This window comes from Inquilinus sp. OTU3971, from assembly GCF_038440215.1.
Window position 1 is genome coordinate 1 of record NZ_JASATH010000183.1, and the last position, 16,905, is coordinate 16,905.

Here is a 16,905-nt window from a genome sequence, read left to right on the forward strand (position 1 = left end):
CCCCCCCCCCCCATTAACCCCCCCCCCCCCCCCCTGGGGGGGGGGGGGGCAGGGGGAGGGGTCTGCGCGCGTCCGCGCGCGTATGAATGAGATCGTCTCCGTGATCACCGCCGCTGGCGTACCAACGCCGGCTTTGGCCCAGGAAACCCCCTCCCCCTAGCCCCCTCCCGCGAGGGGAGGGGGGACTCAAAAAACATCGATCGGGAGCAGGCACCGCGACCATCACAGGATCGGCGCGCCGTCATAGCCGGCCAGGAAACCGTCGATCTGCTGCGCCGCCATCTCGGCCCGCTTGCCCGGATCCTCGCCGTTCAGCTGGCAGGCCTGGATGGCATCGGAGATCGCCTTGTAGACCTGGGGCGGCACCCGCGGCTCGCCGCGGGCGGTCGGGAACACCTGCTCGGCGAAGGTCTTCATCGCGCCGCTGCCATAGGCCTGGGCGGCGGTGGCCTCGGCGAAGGCGGATTTGCGCGGCGGCATGTCGCTCTTGGCCTTGGTGCACCAGTCGGCGACGCGCTGCACCGAGCCCGGCTCCATCGACCCCAGCGCCCAGGCGCAGAACTTGCCCACCGCCTCGGTGTTGCGGCCATTGGCATTGGCGACGAAGGCCCAGCCGCCGGCCACGGTGCGGTCCTGCCCGCCCGGCGGCAGCGGCAGCTTGAACACGCCGTATTCGAAGTTGGGGTCGGCGTTGCGCAGGGCGCTGATGCCCCAGATGCCGACATTCTGCATGGCGCAGAAGCCGGAGCCGAGATTGGCGGCGATGTCGTTGGCGCCATAGCCCAGCGGCTTGCGCGGGGCGATGCCCTGGGCGACCGCGTCCTGCCAGAACTTCAGCGCGGCCCTGGCGGCGTCGGAGTTGAAGCCGCTCTTGCCGTCCTTGCCGACGATCTCGCCGCCGCCCTGCCACAGGAACGGATACCAGGTGAAGTTCTGGTAATAGCCGGGATTGGTCTCGAACAGGATGCCGAAGCGCTTGTCGTTGGTCAGCGTCTTCGCCACCTCCAGCAGCTGGTCCCAGGTCTTCGGGATGTCGGCCTCGCCCAGGCCGGCCTCCTTGAAGGCCTTGACGCTGTAGTAGATCGCCATCGGCTCGACCTCCATCGGCAGACCGAACAGGCCGTCGTCGACCAGCCGGGTGGCGATGGCGGTGTCGTAGTAGTCGGCGTGGGCCTCGGCCGCGACATAGGGGGCGAGGTCCAGCAGCGCGCCGCCATTGTGGTAGCGCAGGAAGTCGCCGGGGCTGATCAGGAAGATGTCAGGCCCTTCGCCGGCGGCGAAGGCGGTCTGCAGCTTGGTGCCGTTGATGTATTGCGAGGTCGGGATGTATTCCAGCTCGACCTTGGTCTCCTGGCTGTCGTTCCAGCCCTTCACCGTGTCCTGGAACCACTGCACCTGGCCGGGCACGGCGCCGCCCGGCGCGTAGAACTGCCAGAATTTCAGCGGCCCCTCCTGCGCCCGGGCGCGGGACAAATAGGGCATCGGCAGCAGGCTGCCGCCGACCAGGGCGGTGCTGGCGGCCAGGACGGTGCGGCGGCCGAGCGGGTGGCCGGGCGTGGTGGTGCCGTTGCGGCGGGTCATGGCGGTCCTCCCCTTGTCGCGACGCGATGCGTCAGCCCGGGCCTTCAGCCGGCCCGGCGGATCAGGCGAAGTCGCGGCTCGGCAGAACCGCTTGGATCGCGGTCGCCGCGACTTGTCTGAAACGTTTCAGAAAAGCTATCATCCGATCTGGCGCTTGGCAACGGCTTCGGGATTTCATGGCGACATTGCGGGACGTGGCGAACCGGGCCGGGGTGTCGATCGGCTCGGTCTCCGCGGTGATCAACCGGACCGCGCCGGTCAGCGCCGCGCTGCGCCTGCGGGTGATGGCGGCGATCGACGAGCTGGGCTATGCCCCGGACGGGGTGGCGCGCAGCCTGAAGACCGGGCGCACCCGCACCATCGGCCTGGTGATCCCGGACATCACCAACCCGCTGTTCGCCGCCCTGGCCGCCGCGATCGAGCGGGCCTGCGATGCCGCCGGCTACGCGCTGGTGCTGTGCGCCACCGCCGACGACCCGGAGAAGGAGCTGCGCGACCTGCGGCTGATGCGCACCCAGCGCGCCGACGGGCTGATCCTGGTGCTGAGCGGGGTCGAGCCCGGCAATGCCGAGGCGATCCGGCACCTCGTCACCATGCCGGCGGTGCTGGTCGACCGCACGCTGCGGGGTCTCGCCGATTTCGATTCCGTCACGGTCGACAACCGCGCCGCGGCGCGGCTGGCGGTCGAGCATATGATCGGCTGCGGCCACCGCCGCATCGGCATCGTCACCGGCCGGCCGGGGATCTCGATCTCGACCGAACGCTTCGAGGGCTATCGCGAGGCGCTGGCCGCGGCCGGCATTCCCCTTACCGAGGACCTCGCCGCCTGCGGCGACTTCCACATCGAGACGGCGATGCAGGCCACGGCTACGCTGCTGCAGCGGCGGCCGCGGCCGACCGCGATCTTCTCGACCAGCAACCTGACCACGATCGGGGTGATGCGGGCGATCGCCGAGCGGGGCCTGCGCTGCCCGAAGGATGTCTCGGTGGCGGGCATCGACGATTTCGAATGGAGCACGGCCTTCTCGCCGCGGCTGACCGCGGTGGTGCAGCCGGTGCAGGCGATCGGCGAGCGGGCGGTGGAATGCCTGCTGGCACGCCTCGCCGGCCCGCCCCCGGCCGAACCGGTGCGCGACGTGTTCGCGCCGGAGCTGGTGGTGCGCGATTCCTGCCGCGTCATCGGCTGACGCCTCGCCAAAGAACCGTCATGGCGAGCCCCGCAGGGGCGTGGCCATCCAGCAGCTCCGACCCCTGAAATTGCGATGACCATTCAACCAGGTGCGATTCTGCTGGCTTAAGTGTTCCTATTTTGTTCTAATGCAGGAATGGTCGATGCCATCCCAGCCGGGACTCCCTCCGCCGCTTCGCCGTCCACGGACGAGCGGGAGGCCGAGGTGCTGTCCGGGCTGACCAAGCTCGCTTTGGAGATGGCCCGGACCTTTCAGGCTCGAGGGCTCGCCGCCCTCGCCGCCGGCGATCTCGACCGCGCCGGCAAGGCCGAGACCCGCTTCAGCACCCTCTTCCTCGCCATCCGCCGTGCCGTCGCGCTCAAGCTCCGCCGGCGGCGGGAGCAGGCCGCCGCGTCGCCGGCCGCGGACGAGGCTCCGATGCTGTCCGAGCTGATGGAGCTCGCGGAGGAACTGGCCCGCGGCTTTCACGCCCAGGCCCTCGCCGCCCTCGCGGCCGACGATCTCGACCGCGCCGGGGAGGCAGAGACCCGCTTCAGCAGCCTGTTCCTCGGCATCCGCCGTGCGATCGCGCTCAAGGCCAGGCTGCGGCAGCAGCGGGAGCAGGCGCAGCGCGAGGCCGAACTCCGGCGCAAGGCCCGGCAGGATGAGACGGACGGCCGGCGCCACGCCGTCGCCCAGGGCGTCGCCGCTGCCATCGCCGCGGTTCCCGACCCCGAGGCCCGGGAGCAACTGACCGCCGAGCTCCGGGAAAAGCTGACCGAGGATGAGCGCATCGATGTCGACCTCGCCGACACCGCCTTGCCGATCGAGGCCCTGATCGCCAGCCTGTGCCGGGCCCTCGGCCTGCCGCCCCCCGGGACTCCTCCGGCCGGCGGGCCTGCAGCCGGCGGCCCCGCCGCCGCGGCGAAGTCCGGGGCCGATGATCCAGGCGCCGGCCCGAAGGGCGAGCGCCGCATGCACAGCCCCGCCGCCGGCGAGTCTTCAACCGGAACCGGCAGCCTGTCCCGGCACCGCCCGGGGACGACCGGCCGGCCGGCGGCACCGGCCCGCCCGCCACGGCCGCACCCGATCCTGCTCCGCCCCCGCGGGCCGCCCTGACCGGCCGGCGCCGGACGGGCCGAACGCCGCCGCCAGGACGACGAGCGCAACACGCCACCTGCAGATGCCTGCCCACATCCACCGGCACGGCCGACCGGAGGACCGGTCGCCGTGGCCGGAGGCACGCGCGTGGCGTTGCCCGCGTGCGAGAGCTTTCGGAATACCAACGCCGTCATTGCGACCCGGCCTTGGGCCGGGGGAAGCAATCCATCGGTCCGCAAGAGCGGAGGCATGGATTGCTTCGTCGGCTTCGCCTCCTCTTGAAGAAGTTCCGAACTTCTTCTCCCTTCCGGGGCCGCGCCAGCGGCGTGGAATGGCTCGCAATGACGGCAAGGCATGAAAGGCGAAGGGGCGGCGCGGGAGCAGGATCGGCATAGAAAATACATTATTTATATGATATTTATATTCAGCATGGCTGTTTAGATGTGAATTGGGTTGTGATCTGCCGTGGTGATCTGTATGACGCGCCGCAGGGGCTTTGTCCGGCAAATCGGCCGGGTGTGCCCTTGCGCATTCCCGTTCTGCCGAAAGTGCCATGGGCGACCCATCGATCACCGCCGAGTTCGTCAGGCTCATCCGCTCCTCGGCTCCGGGCCCGGCGGCGGTCGCCGCCGCGCGGGACGGCGTGCTCGACTTCCTGGCCTGCGCCTTCGGCGGCGTGTCCGACCGCGCGATCGCGCCGCTCGAGGCGGCGCTGGGCGGAGAGGGCGGGGCGGCGATCGCCTCGGTGATCGGCCGGCATGGCCGCGTGGCGCCGCTGACCGCCGCCCTGCTCAACGGTGCCCTCGGCCACGCCCTCGACTATGACGACGTCCAGCGCAGCGTCGGCGGCCATCCCAGCACGGTGATCCTGCCGGCGCTGTTCGCGCTGGCGGAGGAGCAGGGCGACACCGCCGAGGCGCTGCTCGACGCCTATGTCGTCGGGGTCGAGGCGATGGCCCGGATCGGCCTCGCCCTCGGCCGGCAGCATTACGAGGCGGGGTTCCACCCGACCGCGACGCTCGGCCCCATCGGCGCCGCGGCCGCGACCGCCTTCCTGGCCGGGCTGGACGACGCCGGAACCGCCCGGGCACTCAGCCTTGCCGCCACCCAGTCGGCCGGGTTGCGGCTGCAGTTCGGCAGCGACGCCAAGCCGCTGCATGCCGGCCTCGCGGCGCGGGCAGGGCTGTTCGCCACCCGGCTGGCGCTCGCGGGCTTCGGCGCGGCCGAAGACGCCTTCGACGGGCCGATCGGCTTCCTCGCCGTCTATGGCGGGGAGGGGACGGAGCCGAGGCTCGCCATCGAGGGCTGGGGCGAGCCCTGGCAGATCGTCTCCCCCGGCCTGATCTTCAAGCGCTACGCCTGCTGCTCGGCCTCGCATTTCGCCGCCGACGCCGCCCTGGCGCTCAAGGCCGAGCATGCGATCGACCCGCAAGCGGTGGTCGACGCGACCGTGACCTTCGCCCGCGGCGGCGACGCGGCCCTGACCGTGCGCCAGCCGCGCACCGGCCTGGAAGGCCGGTTCAGCGTCGAATACGTGGTCGCGGCGGCGCTGCAGGACGGCCGGCTCGGGCTCGACCTCTTCGCCGACACACCGGTGCGGCCGGAGCTCGCGGCCCTGTCCGCCCGGGTCGAGCGCCGGATCGACCCGTGCGCCCCGCCGGTCTCGAACGACCCCGCCACCCGCTTCTCGACAGTCGAGCTCCGCTTGGCCGACGGCCGCGTGCTGTCGCGCCGGGTCGACCGGCCGCTGCCGGCGAACGACCTCGCCGCCAAGTTCCGCGACGCCGCCGGCCCCGCCCCGGCGGTCGCCGCCGTGCCGGAGATCGTCCGCAGCATGCGCAGCCGCGACGACCTCGCCGCCCTGTTCGCCGCCTTCCGCGCCTGACCAGAGACTCCCATGATCCGCTCGCTCGCCTTCGCCGCGCTCCTCGGCCTGATCCCGGCCCTGGCGCAGGCCGATTCCACCCTCGACCGGATCAAGGACCGCGGCACGGTCGCGATCGGCATCCGCATCAACAGCACCGCGTTCGGCTCGCTCGATCCCAAGACCAACAGCTACCAGGGCTTCAACATCGACCTGGCGGAGGAGATCGGCCGCCGCCTCGGGGCGAAGGTCGAGCTGGTCAGCGTCGAGCCGGCGAACCGCATCCAGTTCCTGCAGCAGGGCAAGGTCGATCTGCTGGTGGCCTCGCTGAACGACACGCCGGAGCGGCGCGAGCAGGTGGCGATGGTGTCGACCTCCTACTACGCCAGCGGCGGCATCGCCCTGGCGAAGCAGGACAGCGGCGTCGCCGGATGGGACGACGTGCGCGGCAAGCCGGTCTGCGCCTCGCAGGGCAGCATCTATGCCCGCTACCTGGCGGAGCATTACGGCGCCGAGATCAAGGCCTTCAAGACCTCGGCCGAGGCGCTGGAGACGTTCAAGGCCGGCGGCTGCGTCGCCTCGGCGCATGACGACGTGCTGCTCTACGCCCTGATCAAGGACCCGGCCTGGCAGGGCTACAGGCTGATCCTGCCGGCGGTCGAGGTCAGCGACTGGAAGATCGCGGCGCGCAAGGGCCAGGACGACACCGTCGCGGCGCTCGACGTCATCATCCGCGACCTGCACAAGAGCGGCCGGCTGATCGAGATCGAGAAGGCCTGGGACATCACCCCGTCGCCGGCCCTGCAGGCGCTGCACGACCAGCTCGCCCAGGCCCAGCCATGACCCGGCCAGCCTTGACTCGGAAGGACAAGACCATGCGCCTCGCCGCAACCCTGCTCGCCGCCGCGGGCCTCCTCGCCGCCGTCTCCTCGGCCCAGGCCGATTCCACCCTCGACCGGGTCAAGGATCGGGGCGTGCTGACCGCCGGCATCCTGGTCAACGGCACCGCCTTCGGCTTCCTCGACCCCGCCAGCAACACGGTGAAGGGCTTCAATGTCGACCTCGCCCAGGCGGTCGCCGACAAGCTCGCGGTCAAGCTCGACATCGTCACTGTCGATCCGCCGAACCGGGTCCAGTTCCTGCAGCAGGGCAAGGTCGACCTCCTCGTCGCCTCCTTCACCGACACGCCGGAGCGGAGGGAGCAGACCAGCGTCATCCCGACCGCCTATTGCGAGGTCGGCGGCGCCGCCATGACCCGCAAGGACAGCGGCATTTCCAGCTGGGAAGACCTGCGCGGCAAGACCGCCTGCGCCTCGCAGGGCAGCCACTACGCCCGGCTGCTGGCCACCGAATACGGCGCCGAGGTGCGGGCGCTGAAGACCTCGGCCGAGGCGCTGTCGACCCTGCGGGCCGGCGGCTGCGTCGTCTCGGTGCACGACAACACCCTGATCTACTCGTTGCTGAAGCAGCCGGAATGGCAGGACTACAAGGCCGACCTGCCGCTGATCGGCCTCGGCACCTGGGTCGCCGCGGTGCGCAAGGGCCAGGACGACACCGCGGCGCTGGTCGACGGCGTCATCCGCGACCTGCACAAGAGCGGCGGCCTGATCGAGATCGAGAAGCGGTGGGAGATCGCCCCGCCATCGCCGTTCCTGGCGCAGATGCACGAGAAGCTGCTGAACGGCGGGTCATGATCGATACCATCGACCGGCTGGCGGCGCTCGGGCTCGACTTCAGCTTCATCCAGACCGCCTATGACCGCGGCCTGTTCCTCGACGGCGCGGTGACGACGGTCGAGATCGCGGTGCTGTCGATTCTCGGCAGCCTCGTGCTCGGCCTCGTCCTCACCGCGCTGCAGCTAACCCGGCGGCCCTGGCTGGCGGCGCTGATCCGCGCCCAGATCGAGCTGACCCGCAACACGCCGCCGCTGGTGCAGCTCTACTTCGCCTTCTTCGCGCTGAACGCCCTGATCGGCGCGGTGCAGGAATACGCCGGTGGGGGCGAGGCCGGCGCGGTGGTCACGCCCTTCGCCTGGGTCGTGGTCGTGCTGTCGGTCTACAAGGCCGCCTTCAATGCCGAGGCGCTGCGCGCCGGCCTGGAGGCGGTGCCGAAGGTGACGCTGGAGGCCGCAGCCGCGCTGGGCCTGACGCCACGGCTGGCCTTCCTGCTGGTGCGGCTGCCGATCGGGCTGCGCTTCGCCCTGCCGTCGCTGGTCAACAACGCCATCGATCTGGTGAAGACCTCGGCCATCGCCTCGGCCATCGCGGTCGGCGACATCACCTACGCCTCGATCATGATCTGGTCGGACCGCGACAACGTCACCGAGCTGATGATCCTGCTGCTGGTGTTCTTCAACATCCTGACCTTCGGCATCGACCGCATCGGGCGGTGGCTGGAGCTGCGGCTGCGGATGCCCGGCTATGGTCAGTGACGCCGTCGCGGCGCCAAGCCGCCGCACCGCCGCCCTGCCGCTGCTGGTCGCGGCCGTCGTCCTCGTCGCGGCCGCCTGGGCGTTCTGGCCGCAGGTCGCCGACAACGCCGCCCTGCTGGCGCTGTGGATGCCGGTGCTGCTGCTGGGCTTCCTGCAGAACATCCTGATCGGCGCGGTGGCGATCGCGGCGGGCACGGCGGCCGGCCTGCTGGTCGGGGCGCTGCAGATCTCGCCGGTCAGGCCACTGCGCTGGCCGGCCCGGGCCTTCGTGCTGTTCTTCCGCAACTCGCCCTGGCTGGTGTTCATCTACTTCATGACCTACATCCTGCCGTTCGAGATCGTGCTCGGGCGCAGCTACCTGCCGTTCCCGGACTGGCTGAAGGCGACGGTCGGCCTGGCCCTGCCGGCCTCGGCCAATGTCGCGGAGATCTTCCGCGGCGCCATCATGTCGATCCCCAGCGCCCAGTGGGACGCGGCCAGCTGCCTGTCCTTCAGCCGCGCCCAGATCTTCCGGCTGATCATCCTGCCGCAATGCCTGCGCCGGATGCTGCCGCCCTGGATGAATCTCTACGCCATCATCACCAAGGGCACGGTGCTGGCCTCGCTGGTCGGGGTGACCGAGGTGCTGACCACGGCCCAGCGCGCCGCCAATTCGGTGCACCGCACCGACTTCACGCTCCTGGTCTACCTGACCGTGTTCCTGCTGTTCTTCCTGTACTGCTATCCGATCGCCCGGCTGACCCGCCGGCTGGAGCGGCGCCATGCCGGGCGCTGAGGTCCTGGCCGAGCTCGCCGGCGTCGAGGTCACGCTCGGCGGCACCAAGGTGCTGCGCGGCATCGACCTCTCCGTCCGGCGCGGCCAGGCGGTGTCGGTGATCGGCCCCTCGGGCTCGGGCAAGTCGACCCTCCTGCGCTGCATCGCCGGTCTGCAGCCGGTCGAGCACGGCACCGTCACCGTCTGCGGCCTGCCGGTGCACGCCCTGCGCAAGCACGAGGCCAAGCGGCCGCTGTGGCGCCGGGTCGGCGTCGTGTTCCAGCAGTTCAACCTGTTCCCGCACCTGACCGCGCTGCAGAACCTCACCATCGCCCCGACCCGCGCCCTCGGCCGCGACACGGGGGAGGTGGAGCGCGAGGCGCGGGCCCTGCTGGACCGGGTCGGCTTGGCGGACAAGGCGAATTCCTATCCGTCCGAGCTGTCCGGCGGCCAGCAGCAGCGGGTGGCGATCGCCCGGTCGCTGGCGATGAAGCCGGAGCTGATCCTGTTCGACGAGGTCACCTCGGCCCTCGACCCCGAGACGGTGGGCGAGGTGCTGGCGATCATCCGCGACCTGGTGCGGGACGGCATGACCTGCCTCCTGGTGACGCATGAGCTGCGCTTCGCTGAGGAGATCAGCGACGAGATCCATTTCACCGAGGGCGGCGTGGTGGTCGAGCACGGCCCGCCCGCCGCCCTGTTCCATGCGCCGCGCCATGACCGCACCCGGGCCTTCGTGAACCGGGCCCGGCCGGGCGCGCCGTCCATCCCATCCGACCGGATCTGAGCGAGAGAGAATGAGCGAGACCAAGCGCGAGATGAAGCTGGGCCTGTTCCTGCAGCCGCTGGGCCATCACGTGGCCGGCTGGCGCCACCCGGAGGCGCAGGCGGTGGAGCAGGATCTGGCCCTGATCCAGCGCATCGCCCGGACGGCGGAGGACGCCAAGTTCGACATGGTCTTCCTGGCCGACGGCCTGACCACCGGCCGCGACGCCCACCCCTCCTGGGTGGTGCGGTTCGAGCCGCTGACGCTCTTGGCCGCGCTGGCGATGACGACTACCCGGATCGGCCTCGCCGCCACCGCCTCGACCACCTATGGCGACCCGTTCACCACGGCCCGCGCCTTCGCCTCGCTCGACCATTTGAGCCGGGGGCGCGCCGCCTGGAACGTGGTCACCACCTCCTATGACCGCTCGGCCACCAATTTCAGCCGCGAGCAGCATCTCGAGCACGATCTGCGCTACGAGGTGGCGGAGGAGTTCGTGGAGGTCGCCAAGGGGCTGTGGGACAGTTGGGACGAGGATGCCTTTCCGAAGGACAAGCAGGCGGGCGTGTTCTTCGACACCGCCAAGTTCCACGAGCTGAACCACAAGGGCCGGTTCTTCTCGGTCAAGGGGCCGCTCAATGTCGCCCGGGCGCCGCAGGGCCATCCGGTGTTGATCCAGGCCGGCTCCTCCGGCGTCGGCCAGGATTTCGCGGCCAAGATCGCCGAGGTCGTGTTCACCGCCCAGTTCGGCACCGACGAGGCGCGGGAATTCTACCGCGGCCTGAAGGCGCGGGTGGCGGCGCAGGGCCGGCGGCCGGACCAGGTCCATGTCATGCCCGGGGTGATGCCGGTGATCGGCCGCACCACCCGGGAGGCGAAGGACAAGTATGCCGAGCTGCAGCGCTGGTCGGACGACAGCAACGCCCTGTTCCTGCTGTCCGAGCGGCTGGGCCACGACATCTCCGGCTATCCGCTCGACGGGCCGCTGCCGGAGCTGCCGCCCTCGAACCAGAACCGCAGCCGGGCCGAGCTGCTGACCCGGCTGGCGCGCGAGCAGAACCTGACCATCCGCGAGCTGTACCATCTGGTCGCCGGCGCCCGCGGCCACCGCATCGTCTGGGGCACGGCGGAGGAGGTGGCCGACGCGCTGACCGACTGGTTCACCGGCGGTGCGGCGGACGGCTTCAACATCATGCCGGCCTATTTCCCCGGCGCCTTCGAGGAGTTCACCGGCCAGGTGGTGCCGATCCTGCAGGAACGCGGCCTGTTCCGCCGCGACTACCAGGGCACGACGTTGCGCGACCATCTCGGCCTGCCGGTGCCGAAGAGCCGCTGGGCGGTCTGACGGGGCGGTAGCCGCTCAGGGGCCGTCTTGAAACTCGCTGTGGCGAGTCGGCTGGCGTGGTTTTCGAGAACCGGCGCGCAGCGGACGTTAAAGTCCGTGAGCACCGGAAGCGCAGAAAACCGCGTCAGACGGCCGCCGCAGTAGAGTTTCGGGACGGCCCCTAGGTCACCGGCGCCGGGTTGAACAGGGTCAGCGCATTGAACAGGCCCCAGCGGTCGGACCAGGGCCTGGTGCGACCGCTGGCGACGTCGAGGATCAGGCGGAACAGGTCCCAGCCGACCTGCTCGATCGTCGCCTCGCCGCTGGCGATCCGGCCGGCGTCGAGGTCGATCAGGTCGGACCAGCGCTGGGCCAGGTCGGTCCGGGTCGACATCTTGATCACCGGGGCCGCCGCCAGGCCGTAGGGCGTGCCGCGGCCGGTGGTGAACACCTGCAGCGTCATGCCGGAGGCCAGCTGCAGCGTGCCGCAGACGAAGTCGCTGGCCGGGGTGGCGGCGAAGACCAGGCCCTTCCTGCGCACCCGCTCGCCGGGCGCCAGCACGTCGACGATCGGGCTCGACCCGGATTTCACCACCGAGCCCAGGGCCTTCTCGACGACGTTGGCCAGGCCGCCCTTCTTGTTGCCGGGCGATGGGTTGGCGCTGCGGTCGGCCTGGCCGCGGGCGAGATAGGCGTCGTACCACGCCATCTCGCGGATCAAGGCGCGGCCGACCTCCTCGGTTGCCGCCCGCGGCGTCAGCAGATGGATGGCGTCGCGCACCTCGGTGACCTCGGAGAACATCACCGTTGCGCCGGCCCGGACCAGAAGATCGGCGGCGAATCCCACCGCCGGGTTGGCGGTGACGCCGGAGAAGGCGTCGCTGCCGCCGCACTGCACCCCGACCACGAGGTCGGCGGCTGGGCAGGTCTCGCGGCGGCGCCGGTTCAGGATCTCGAGCCGCGCCTCGGCCATCGCCAGGATCGACTCGACCATGGCGCCGAAGCCGGCCTCCTCCTGCAGCCGGACGATGCCCGGGGGAGCCCCGTCGGGCAGCAGCCGCTCCGGCTGCAGCTTCTCGCAGCCGAGGCCGACGATCATCACCTCGCCGCCGAAATTCGGGTTCAGCGCCAGGTTCTGCAGGGTGCGGATCGGCACCACCGCCTCCGGCGCGTTGATCGCCACGCCGCAGCCATAGCTGTGGTTCAGCGCCAGCACGTCGTCGACATTCGGGAAGCGGGGCAGCAGCTGCTCCCTGATCCGCTTCACCGCGAAATCCAGCGTCCCGGCCACGCATTGCACGCTGGTGCTGATCGCCAGCACGTTCTTGGTGCCGACCGACCCATCCGGGTTGCGGAAGCCCTCGAAAGTATAGCCTTCGAGCGGCGGCAGCGGCGCCGGCGCCCGGGTGGCGAGCTCCAGCCGGTCGAGCGCCGGCGCGGCCGGAACCAGCACCGCCGCCTCCTCGACCCAATCGCCGGCCGTGAGCGGCCGGGCGGCGCGGCCGATCACCTCGCCATAGCGCCGGATCTCGGCGCCCTCGGCGATGTCGGTCAGCGCCACCTTGTGCCCCTGCGGCACGTACTGCCGCAGGGTCGGGCCGTCCGGAAGACGCGTGCCCTCCGGCAGGCCGAAGGAATTGACCACGATGGCGACGTTGTCGGTCTCGTGCAGCCGGATGGTGCGGGGTGCGTCCGGCGTTCCTGGCTCCGACATCGTCGCCCTCCCGTTACGCCGCGGCGGCGAAGCCACTCTTGGCCAGGCTCCGCACCAGCGCCGCCAGCTGCTCGGTCTCCGCCTCGGTCAGGTCGTGCAGCGGCGCGCGCACCGGGCCGGAATCCCGGCCGATCACCCGCATCCCGGCCTTGATGATCGAGACCGCATAGCCCTTGCGGCGGTTGCGGATCGCCAGCAGCGGCAGGATGAAGTCGCGCAGGCCCGCCTGCACCGTCTCGCGGTCGCGGCGGCGCACCGCGGCATAGAACTTGGTCGCGAATTCCGGCACGAAGTTGAACACGGCGGAGGAGTAGGTGGTCACGCCCATCTCCAGATAGGGCAGGGCGTAGGTCTCTGCCGTCGGCAGCCCGCCGATATAGGTCAGCCGGTCGCCCATGCGCAGTTGGACCCGGGTCATCAGCTCGATGTCGCCGATGCCGTCCTTGTACCCGACCAGGTTCGGGCAGCGCTCGCACAGCCCGGCCAGCGTGTCCTCGGTCACGATCGCGTTGTCGCGGTTGTAGACGATGACGCCGAGCTTGGTCGACGCGCAGACCGCCTCGATATGGGCCGCCAGCCCCTCCTGCTCGGACTGCACCAGATAGGGCGGCAGCAGCAGGATGCCGTCGGCGCCGGCGCGCTCCGCCGCGGCCGCCATCTGCTTCGCGATCTCGGTGCCGTAGCCGGCCCCGGCAATCACCGGCACCCGGCCGCGGGTCTCCTCGACCGCGGTCTGGACCACGGTTTCGACCTCGGACGGCGCCAGCGAGAAGAACTCGCCGGTGCCGCCGGCGGCGAACAGCCCGGCGACGTCATAGCCGCACAGCCAGTCGAGGTTGGAGCGGTAGCGCTCCGCGTCGAAGGCGTTGTCGCGGTCGAAAGGGGTGACGGGGAAGGACAGCAGGCCGGAGCCGAGCCGCTGCGCCATCTCGTTCGGGGTCATCCTGGCCATCAATCGTCCTCCCGGCATCGAAATCAAGGTCGATTCCCGTTCTAACGTCCGGATCAATTCCGTTCCAACTCGATTGCTGGATCGATCGATGCGGATTGGGTATCGGATCCCGGGCGCCTGAAGCTCCGACGCGCGCGCTCGGCCTCGGCTCTGATCACGCAGTCCGAGACATGGTCGTTGATCAGCCCCATCGCCTGCATGAAGGCATACACCGTGGTCGGGCCGACGAAGGCCCAGCCGAGCTTCTTCAGATCCTTCGACAGGGCGACCGACTCCGCCGAGGTCGAAGCGGTCTGCGGCTGTGCGAGGTGCCCCGGGTCCGGCTCGTACCGCCAGATGAAGGCCGCCAGCGACCCTTGCCGCTCGACGAGCTCCCGCGCCCGCCTGGCGTTGTTGACGACCGCCTCGATCTTGCCGCGATGGCGGACGATGCCCTGGTCCTGGAGAAGGCGCTCGACGTCGCGCTCGGTGAAGCGTGCAATCCTGTCGAAATCGAAGCCGTGGAAAGCGGCCCGGAAGTTCCCGCGCTTGGCGAGGATGGTGCGCCAGCTCAGTCCGGACTGAAATCCCTCCAGGCTCAGCTTTTCGAACAGGCGATGATCATCCGCGACCGGGAAGCCCCCATTCGGTATCGTGATAGGTCAGGAACTCCGGCGCGGCACCGCACCATCGGCAGCGCGGCCTCCCGTCCGGCCCTGCGATCGTCGCACTCATCAATCATAATCCCCCTGAGACAAGGAAAGCGCTCAGGCGAGCAGGAAATCCAGCCGCGCATCGGTCCGCGAGGGGGAGAGCTCCAGGATCTCGGCCGTCACCACGCCTTCCGCCACGAACGGATCGGTGTCCATCCGGCTCTGCAGCTCGGAGCGGGATGCGTTGTGCGCCAGGAGTCCGCCGCCCAGGCGAGGCTGCAGGCTGCCGGCCAGCAGGAACACGCCGTCGTCGAAGCCGCGCCGAAGCCATTCGTTGTGGCCTTGCGTGAACTGGCCGGCCTTGTCCTTGTTGTCCGAAAACTTGAGAAGAACCACGAACATCGGATCTGTGCCCCTGCTTGGAGTTCGTGCCGGATCTTGGCGCTTCCGGGTCGTGCTTCGATTGGAAAATTCTGCACAGGGCGCCGAAAGAGATTTCCATCGCCGTTTCGCCTCCCAGGTGCCGTTCAGATGGGGCGGGGGCAGGAGTCCTCGCCGGACAGCAGAAGGGTGGCCCGCTTCAGCTTCCGGGCCAGGGCATCGCACGCGGCACGCACCCTGGGGACCTGTGCGATGTCGGGGTGGACGAGCAGCCACAGGCCCTGGTCCAGGGACGGGATCGGCGGCCCGACCCTGACGAGGTGGGGAATGCTGCCACCGACGAAGCAGGGGAGGATGCCGAAACCGATGCCGGAACGGATGGCCTGCGCAGCGCCGAGCAGGGTGTTGGCCCGGAAGCGGATGTTGTTGTCGGGCACATGGGCCGCAACCCAGGCGCCGGACTTGGTGCAGGCCAGCGCGGCATCGTAGCCGATCCAGGGGCACGCCTGCTCCGGGGGCTCGGCAGCCGTCAGCGACCGCTCGGCATAGACGGCCATGGCCACGGTTCCGACGCGCCGCCCGCGCAGCGCCGGGTCCGGGGCGTCGGTGACGCGCAGGGCGATGTCGGCGGAGCGCTGCGCCAGAGAAAGTACTTGGTTCGAGACCACGAGCTCGATGGTCAGCTCCGATGCCTCCCGGCAGATGTCCGCAAGCATCCCGGGCAGCAGATATTCCGACACGGCGTCGGGCGCCGTCAGCCGGACCGGGCCGCGCGCGCTCCGGTCCCGCCCGGCGATGCGACCCTCCAGCGCGGCGATGTCGTCCCGCAGGCGGCTGGCCAGCGATCTCATCTCCTCGCCCGCCTCCGTCGGGCGGCACCGGGATGGGGTGCGCTCGAACAGGCGGGCGGCGAGCCGCTGCTCGATGTGCCGCAGCCGCCGCGACAGGGTGGGGTGGCTGATGCGCAGGACGGCCGCCGCGCCGGAGAGGGTGCCGCTCTCGGCGACGGCCAGCACGAGGCGGAGATCATCCCAGTTCAGAAGGGTCGGTCGCGATGCCATGACAAGGTGACATGTTTATCCGTGGCGGCCTGGCCGCCCACCGGAACTATAGGCACGAACGGCTCACCCTGTCCCGACCTCGGCCGGGCAATGCTGCTCCGCCAGGCCGCGGGCGATGTCGATGATCGCCGGCAGCAGCGGATTGTCGTTGTCCTGCCGCCAGGCGATGTAGAGCTCGGCCGAGCGCGGCGAGGCGAGATCGAGCGGCCGCAGCACCACGCCGCGGCTGTACAGGTGCAGCGCCGCCTCGGGCACGATCGAGACGCCGAGGCCGGCCCGTACCAGGGCCAGGATCGAATGGATCTGGCTGAGATGCTGGACATAGTCGGGCAGCAGGCCGGAGCGGGCGAACAGCTCGATCACCAGGTCGTGGAAGTATCGCGCCTCATAGGGTGCATACATGATGAACGGCTCCCCCGCGAAGTCGCGCAGCGACAGGCTGGGGGCCTGGGCGAGGGGGTGGTCCGCCGGCAGGGCGGCCATCAGCCGTTCCTCGGCGACGCGGAAGCTGGCGGTGCCGGCCTGCACCACCGGCGGCCGCAGCAGCCCGGCGTCGATCTGGCCGTTGCCGAGCGCCTCGAACTGGTCGCCGGAGACCATCTCGCGCAGCACCAGGGTGACGTCGGGCAACTGGCGGCGGCAGGCGGCGACCAGGTCGGGCAGGCAGCTATGGGCCGAGGTGGCGGTGAAGCCGATGCCGATCGCGCCGGCCCGGCCGGCGGCGACGCGGCGGGCCAGCAGCGCCGCGCCCTCGGCCTGTTTCAGCAGCCGCCGGGCCTCGACCAGGAAGCTCTGCCCGGCCGGGGTCAGCCGCACCGACCGGCTGGTGCGCTCGAACAAAGCGACGTCGAGGATGCGCTCGAGGATCTGCACCTGCCGGCTCAGGGGCGGCTGGGTCATGTTCAGCCGGGCGGCGGCGCGGCCGAAATGCAGCTCCTCGGCGACGGCGACGAAGCAGCGCAGCTGGTTCAGGTCGAACATCGGTGGGCGTCCCGCGTCAGTCAGGGCCGGAGTGTGCCCCGTCTGCCGCGGGTGGCGAAAGGGGAGGGGCCGGATCGGCCCCCTCACAGCTTAGGCTCGACCCGGTGGATCTCGCCGACGACGAAGAGATAGGCGGCCATGGCGACGGCCATCGGAGTCCTCCCGGGTTCGGCCTTGCAAGCCTTCGGGGCTGA

Annotated in this window: 16 protein-coding genes; 9 read left to right on the forward strand and 7 right to left on the reverse strand. The window is 70.4% G+C overall.

Features of this window, described 5'->3' with window-relative positions:
- Window positions 1-222: 222 nt before the first annotated feature.
- A complete protein-coding gene (locus AAHM41_RS32100) occupies window positions 223-1,581 on the reverse strand; it encodes an ABC transporter substrate-binding protein (RefSeq protein ID WP_342240705.1) in 1,359 nt (452 codons plus the stop codon).
- 176 nt (window positions 1,582-1,757) lie between these two features.
- Between AAHM41_RS32100 and AAHM41_RS32105 the strand changes: the two genes are divergently transcribed.
- From AAHM41_RS32105 to AAHM41_RS32145, 9 genes are all read left to right on the forward strand, one after another.
- Window positions 1,758-2,768, forward strand: a complete 1,011-nt coding sequence (locus AAHM41_RS32105; protein WP_342240706.1) for a LacI family DNA-binding transcriptional regulator — start codon at window positions 1,758-1,760, stop codon at window positions 2,766-2,768.
- A 138-nt stretch (window positions 2,769-2,906) separates the two neighbouring features.
- On the forward strand, window positions 2,907-3,869 hold the full coding sequence (locus tag AAHM41_RS32110) for a hypothetical protein (protein ID WP_342240707.1): 963 nt from the start codon (window positions 2,907-2,909) through the stop codon (window positions 3,867-3,869).
- 535 nt (window positions 3,870-4,404) lie between these two features.
- A complete protein-coding gene (locus AAHM41_RS32115; RefSeq protein WP_342240708.1) occupies window positions 4,405-5,736 on the forward strand; it encodes an MmgE/PrpD family protein in 1,332 nt (443 codons plus the stop codon).
- Between the two features lie 12 nt (window positions 5,737-5,748).
- Window positions 5,749-6,558 carry a transporter substrate-binding domain-containing protein gene (locus AAHM41_RS32120; RefSeq protein ID WP_342240709.1) on the forward strand — a complete coding sequence of 270 codons (810 nt, stop codon included), beginning with the start codon at window positions 5,749-5,751 and terminating at the stop codon, window positions 6,556-6,558.
- Between the two features lie 32 nt (window positions 6,559-6,590).
- A complete protein-coding gene (locus tag AAHM41_RS32125) occupies window positions 6,591-7,409 on the forward strand; it encodes a transporter substrate-binding domain-containing protein (protein ID WP_342240710.1) in 819 nt (272 codons plus the stop codon).
- Window positions 7,406-8,146 (forward strand): amino acid ABC transporter permease, encoded by a 741-nt coding sequence (locus tag AAHM41_RS32130; RefSeq protein ID WP_342240711.1) that lies wholly within the window; start codon window positions 7,406-7,408, stop codon window positions 8,144-8,146. Before AAHM41_RS32125 ends, AAHM41_RS32130 begins: the two co-directional genes overlap by 4 nt.
- Window positions 8,136-8,921, forward strand: coding sequence for an amino acid ABC transporter permease (locus AAHM41_RS32135; protein WP_342240712.1), 786 nt, complete (start codon window positions 8,136-8,138; stop codon window positions 8,919-8,921). The genes AAHM41_RS32130 and AAHM41_RS32135 overlap by 11 nt, the downstream gene beginning before the upstream one ends.
- Window positions 8,908-9,687, forward strand: coding sequence for an amino acid ABC transporter ATP-binding protein (locus AAHM41_RS32140; RefSeq protein WP_342240713.1), 780 nt, complete (start codon window positions 8,908-8,910; stop codon window positions 9,685-9,687). Before AAHM41_RS32135 ends, AAHM41_RS32140 begins: the two co-directional genes overlap by 14 nt.
- 10 nt (window positions 9,688-9,697) lie before the next feature.
- Window positions 9,698-11,011, forward strand: coding sequence for an LLM class flavin-dependent oxidoreductase (locus AAHM41_RS32145; RefSeq protein WP_342240714.1), 1,314 nt, complete (start codon window positions 9,698-9,700; stop codon window positions 11,009-11,011).
- Between the two features lie 160 nt (window positions 11,012-11,171).
- Here AAHM41_RS32145 and garD read toward each other — a convergent pair whose 3' ends face one another.
- The 6 genes from garD to AAHM41_RS32175 all read right to left on the reverse strand — a co-directional run bounded on the left by garD (window position 11,172) and on the right by AAHM41_RS32175 (window position 16,711).
- Window positions 11,172-12,704 (reverse strand): galactarate dehydratase, encoded by a 1,533-nt coding sequence (gene garD / locus AAHM41_RS32150; RefSeq protein WP_342240715.1) that lies wholly within the window; start codon window positions 12,702-12,704, stop codon window positions 11,172-11,174.
- A gap of 13 nt (window positions 12,705-12,717) precedes the next feature.
- Window positions 12,718-13,656 (reverse strand): 5-dehydro-4-deoxyglucarate dehydratase, encoded by a 939-nt coding sequence (gene kdgD, locus AAHM41_RS32155; RefSeq protein WP_342240716.1) that lies wholly within the window; start codon window positions 13,654-13,656, stop codon window positions 12,718-12,720.
- 53 nt (window positions 13,657-13,709) lie between these two features.
- Window positions 13,710-14,294, reverse strand: a complete 585-nt coding sequence (locus tag AAHM41_RS32160; protein ID WP_342240720.1) for a DNA-3-methyladenine glycosylase I — start codon at window positions 14,292-14,294, stop codon at window positions 13,710-13,712.
- 108 nt (window positions 14,295-14,402) lie between these two features.
- On the reverse strand, window positions 14,403-14,690 hold the full coding sequence (locus AAHM41_RS32165; RefSeq protein WP_342240717.1) for a YciI family protein: 288 nt from the start codon (window positions 14,688-14,690) through the stop codon (window positions 14,403-14,405).
- A gap of 125 nt (window positions 14,691-14,815) precedes the next feature.
- Complete coding sequence (locus AAHM41_RS32170) at window positions 14,816-15,730, reverse strand: LysR family transcriptional regulator (protein WP_342240718.1); 915 nt, start codon at window positions 15,728-15,730, stop codon at window positions 14,816-14,818.
- Between the two features lie 63 nt (window positions 15,731-15,793).
- Window positions 15,794-16,711, reverse strand: coding sequence for a LysR substrate-binding domain-containing protein (locus AAHM41_RS32175; protein ID WP_342240719.1), 918 nt, complete (start codon window positions 16,709-16,711; stop codon window positions 15,794-15,796).
- Window positions 16,712-16,905: the final 194 nt, after the last annotated feature.